The following is a 2,192-nucleotide window of genomic DNA, read 5'->3' as shown; positions in this document are numbered from 1 at the left end:
GACGAGACGCTTGGCGTGGGGCCTGTAGTCGATCTTGGGGTCGAACCATTGGCCGATGTATTGGAGGACAAGAGCCTCGTTTTTGAAGGCGGAACGCATACGCTTACTCACTTAGTTGCATAATGCAATTATACCATATCGCATTGTTCTAAAACAATTTTAATCGGATATGCGGATAGAAAAAGGCCTCCCTGAACCTATTATTGGAGTGGTGTTCAGAGAGGCCGGGGTAACGCCCATGGACCCTGAGCGTTATGGTTGGGCCTGACGAGCGATGACGCGCTTTACGGCTTCCATGAAGCTTGGACGCTGGACGGCACGGTCAGGGGCATAGTCGTTTTCGATCTGGCCACGGATGTTAGCCAGCCATGATCGATAGCAGGCCAGTTCATAGCGATGGCGTCGATCCTTGGCGCGATCATGACGGATGTCGATGCGCTCAATGACGTAGGTCAGGACGGCAATGGCGTCCTCATAGTCATAGGTCAGCAGCAGATCGCGGATCAGCCTTGGACTTACATGGTCATGATAAAGCTGGCGGTCTTCCGCATGGAACTGACAGGATGGAAGAAAGCTGAGGAGATACGCCTCGGCTTGGGTGATGTAGTAGCGTGCCATTGGATTGATGCCTCCTGTAATGATGACATCAATATTTAGGCTCCGGTCTCAGCCGGGGCGGTTTAATGTCCTATTTTCCAGACATTCGGGCAGTAGAACTGATCTCCATCACTTCGTGTCCGCGCGCTTAAAAAAACGCAAGTAGTTTTGGGACTTCGTTTCCCGCCCACAGCAATAGGAAGCCGATAATTGGAGCGAAGGTTAGAGAGAGGCGTGGCCATGATTTTACGCCTTCTCGGCAGATCGATATAATGACCCCCATGGCGACGAGCGGCCAGAACATCAGATACATTAGGCTATTCAATATCGTGTGCCGTAGGTCGTTTTTCGGCACGAGGTATGTTGCTCTCAGATAGCACGAGGTTAGTAACAGGCTGACGATGATGTAATCAACAAGGGCGTCGGGAGGCTTGGGGATGTGTAGCCAAGGCTCGACCAGACTTAGAAGCCATTCAATGCTGGCTCTGAACGGCGGCCGTATCTCCTCCTTCCAGAAGTTGACGATATAGCCTGCGGGACCATGCCATTCGATCAGATGACTGACCATAGAGGCAATCGAGATCGGCCCTGCTAAAATGCCGAGGGGCGTCATTGCGAGAGTTGCCCAGCCTAAAATGCCGCGCTTCTTCTGCCCTGCGTCTTCCATGGCTCCCTCCCAAGAGCCACCATTTTCCGCCCCAAGCCTGATGTCAAGAGAACGATGTTAGGGCCTGTGTGGGCCATCCAGCCGCCTTAGAGCCAGCTTTATGGTTCGGTTGGCCTCATCCGCCTTCATGTGTTTGTCGGCCACATACAGGCGTTCCAGCGCCTCGGTCAGGGCCTCTACACCAACGACATCAATAATGTCCCGGCGCTGATCATCGGTCAGGACGGAGGCGTCATATTCCGAGCAATACGGATCGACGACCTCGCGCAGATAATAGCGGCCGAATGGTGTGGTGATGTGGTCGTCTTCAAGGATGTAAGTCATGGCTTATCGTCCTGTCTTGGCCAGAAGCTTCTCACCGTCTGGTCGAAGCTCTCCCTTGGGGCTTACAAGACGGTAAAGCGTATTACGGGTGATGCCCAGTTCAGCACATAGGTCGGATACGTTGGTATCGCGGTGTGTCATGGCGGCTTGTGCCCGGCGCAGCCCACTAGGTGTCAGGGCGAACTTGCGTCCTCCGGATCGACCACGTGCGCGGGCAGCCTGTAGCCCCGCCATGGTTCGCTCTCTTATCAACTCGCGCTCGAACTCGGCCAAGCTGGCGAAGATTCCGAACACCAACTTCCCGCTCGCGGTCGTCGTATCAATGGAAGCCCCATGTCCGGCCAGCACCTTTAAGCCGATGCCGCGCCCGGTCAGGTCATGAACCACATTCACCAGATGGCGCAGATCACGGCCGAGGCGGTCCAGTTTCCAAACAACCAAGGTGTCGCCTTCACGCAAGGCTTTGAGACACGCCATCAGCGCCGGACGATCATCCCTCTTCCCAGACGCGGTGTCTTGATAGATGTCTTCCACCTTCACCCCATGCTCGACCAAAGCATCCATCTGAAGGTCTGTCTGCTGATCGTGTGTGGAAACGCGCGCA

General features: G+C 54.8%; 4 protein-coding genes. All 4 read right to left on the bottom strand.

Going from position 1 to position 2,192, the window contains the following annotated elements; translation table 11 throughout:
• Positions 1–252: 252 nt before the first annotated feature.
• Positions 253–618 carry a hypothetical protein gene (locus PQU94_RS17955; RefSeq protein ID WP_272742805.1) on the bottom strand — a complete coding sequence of 122 codons (366 nt, stop codon included), beginning with the start codon at positions 616–618 and terminating at the stop codon, positions 253–255.
• A 127-nt stretch (positions 619–745) separates the two neighbouring features.
• On the bottom strand, positions 746–1,264 hold the full coding sequence (locus PQU94_RS17950; protein WP_272742804.1) for a hypothetical protein: 519 nt from the start codon (positions 1,262–1,264) through the stop codon (positions 746–748).
• Positions 1,265–1,321: 57 nt separating this feature from the next.
• A complete protein-coding gene (locus PQU94_RS17945; RefSeq protein WP_272742803.1) occupies positions 1,322–1,588 on the bottom strand; it encodes a hypothetical protein in 267 nt (88 codons plus the stop codon).
• 3 nt (positions 1,589–1,591) lie between these two features.
• A partial coding sequence (locus tag PQU94_RS17940; RefSeq protein WP_272742802.1) for a recombinase family protein occupies positions 1,592–2,192 on the bottom strand: 601 nt, incomplete at its 5' end.

This window comes from Asticcacaulis currens, from assembly GCF_028550395.1.
In the GTDB taxonomy this organism is placed as follows: domain Bacteria; phylum Pseudomonadota; class Alphaproteobacteria; order Caulobacterales; family Caulobacteraceae; genus Asticcacaulis; species Asticcacaulis currens.
Note: the sequence above shows the minus strand (reverse complement) of the source record. Positions and strands in the feature narration are given on the sequence as shown.